The organism is Leifsonia sp. Soil_N53 (assembly GCF_057655165.1).
Genome location: NZ_JBDGMM010000001.1, coordinates 1 through 2130, shown reverse-complemented (window position 1 = coordinate 2130; position 2130 = coordinate 1). Strand labels below are relative to the sequence as shown.

Annotated in this window: 1 protein-coding gene and 1 pseudogene; both read left to right on the top strand. The window is 75.9% G+C overall.

The features are described 5' to 3' along the window. A pseudogene (locus AC3A3H_RS00010) lies at positions 1–313 on the top strand (hypothetical protein); the annotation flags it as partial. Positions 314–325: 12 nt separating this feature from the next. Beyond that, the coding region (locus AC3A3H_RS00005; protein WP_487612483.1) for a hypothetical protein at positions 326–2130 on the top strand (1805 nt) is incomplete at its 3' end.

Here is a 2130-nt window from a genome sequence, read left to right as displayed (position 1 = left end):
GCCGGCGGTGCTGGTGGTCGACGGCGCGGAGGCCGTGGTGGGCGAGGAGAGGCAGCGCCTGGCGGCGGAGCTGCAACGGGTCGCGGACGCGGGCGCGGCGCTCGTGCTGGCGGCGACCTCCCCCGAGGCGGTCGCCGACCTGCTACCAGTGGCGCCGGCGCCGCACGCCGCAGCCGACGACGCGGAAGCCGAGGCACCCCACCCACGCCACGCGGACGACCCGGATCCGAACGATCAGGACCCGAACGACCGGGGCCCGCACGACCAGGACCCGCACGACGACGCCACACTCGACTCGCACCTTCCCACCTGACGGGAGCGCACCATGACAGACCCCTCCGCCGGCCGGGCGCCGTTCGACGCCCGCGCCGGGACCGAGCGCACGCGCACGATCACGCTGATCGGCCTCGCCCTCGCGCCGCTGCTGGTCGTGGTCGTGCTCGGCTGGGGGCTGTTCTCGCCCCTCCAGCACCTCGACAGGGTGACCGCGGCCGTGGTCAACAACGACACCCCGGTGACCCAGAACGGCAAGACCATCCCGCTCGGGAGGCAGTTCGCCGGCTCGCTGATGGCGGGCGCCTCCACCGTGCCGACCTCGGGGGGCAGCACTCCGACCGAGACGCCACCGTCGACGGACGCCACCAATTTCACGTGGGTGCTCACCAATGACAAGGACGCCGCCGCCGGGCTCGCGAACGGGCAGTACGCGGCGGTGCTCACCATCCCGTCGTCCTTCTCGGCCGACGCGACCTCCATCGGAGGCGCGGCGTCGAGCGCCACGCAGGCGACCGTGACCGTGCAGACCAGTCCGGCGACTGCGCTCGTCGACCCCGCCCTGGCCGCGGCGGTCACCCAGGCGGCGACGGCCGCGCTCGACCGGCAGCTCACCGCGCAGTACCTGCAGAACGTCTACGCCGGTTTCAACACGATCGACCAGCAGATCGGGTCCGCGGCGTCGGGCGCGGCCTCCCTCTCCTCCGGCGCGGCCACGCTCGCGCAGGGCACGGAGTCGCTGGCGGCCGGCGCGGCGAGCCTGGCCGCCGGGACGCAGTCGCTGGACGCCGGCGCCCAGTCGCTGGCTTCGGGCCTGGACACGCTGAGCGCGAAGACCCAGTCCCTGCCCGCTCAGACGCAGCAGCTCGCGGCCGGGTCGGCGGCGCTCGCGGGCGCGGCGGACCAGGCCTCGACCCGGGTCGGCGCCGCGACAGATCAGTTCGCGCAGGTCGTCGCGCAGCTCTGCGCGACGGGACCGGCGGCGCTGTGCACGCGGGCGACGGCCGCACTCGGCACCCTGCAGCAGGCGAGCAGCGGGGTCTCCGCATTCGCCTCCGGCTCGGATGCCGTGGCCTCCGGAAACGCTGCGCTCGCGAACGCGATGCCGGCGGTCGTCGACGGGATCGACGCGTCGGCATCGGGGGCGTCGCAGGTCGCCGCGGGGGCCGACCAGACGGCCTCCGGCGCGGCGTCGCTGAGCTCGGGGGCGGCGTCCGCCGCGTCGGGCGCGACCCAGACCGCGCAGGGCGCGGCGCAACTCGCGTCGGGCCTCGACCAGGCGACCCAGTCGATCCCGACCTACAGCGACAGCGACATGGCCACGCTCTCCGCCGTGGCCGCGCAGCCGGTGGTCGCTGTCCAGAAGGCTCCCCCGACGGGCGTCGCGACGCTCCCGCTGTACGCCGTCCTCGCGCTCTGGCTCGGCGCAATGGCGACGGCGCTCGCCCGGCGGGCCGTCCCGTCGCGCATGCTGCTCTCCACGACGCCGTCGGCTCGGATCGCACTGCGGTCGTCCGGGATCGTCGCCGCCATCGGGGCGGCGCAGGGCCTCGTGGTCGCGGGCGCGGCGCAGTTCGGCCTCGGCCTCCGGCCGGACGTGTGGCTCGGCTTCGCGCTGGCCGCGGCCTTCGTCGGCGCGGTGTTCGGCGTGCTCAACCAGGCGCTCGCCGCAGCCTTCGGGGGTGTCGGCCGCCTGGTCGCCCTGGTGGTCGGCGTGGTGGCGCTAACCGCTGGGCTGTCGTCGACCGTGCCGGCGGCGCTGGCGTCGCTGGCCGGTGCGCTGCCGACCGCGCCGGCGCTGGCCATGCTGCGTGCGGCGGCGAGTGGAGACGCCGGAGCGGCGTTCGGCGCTGCAGG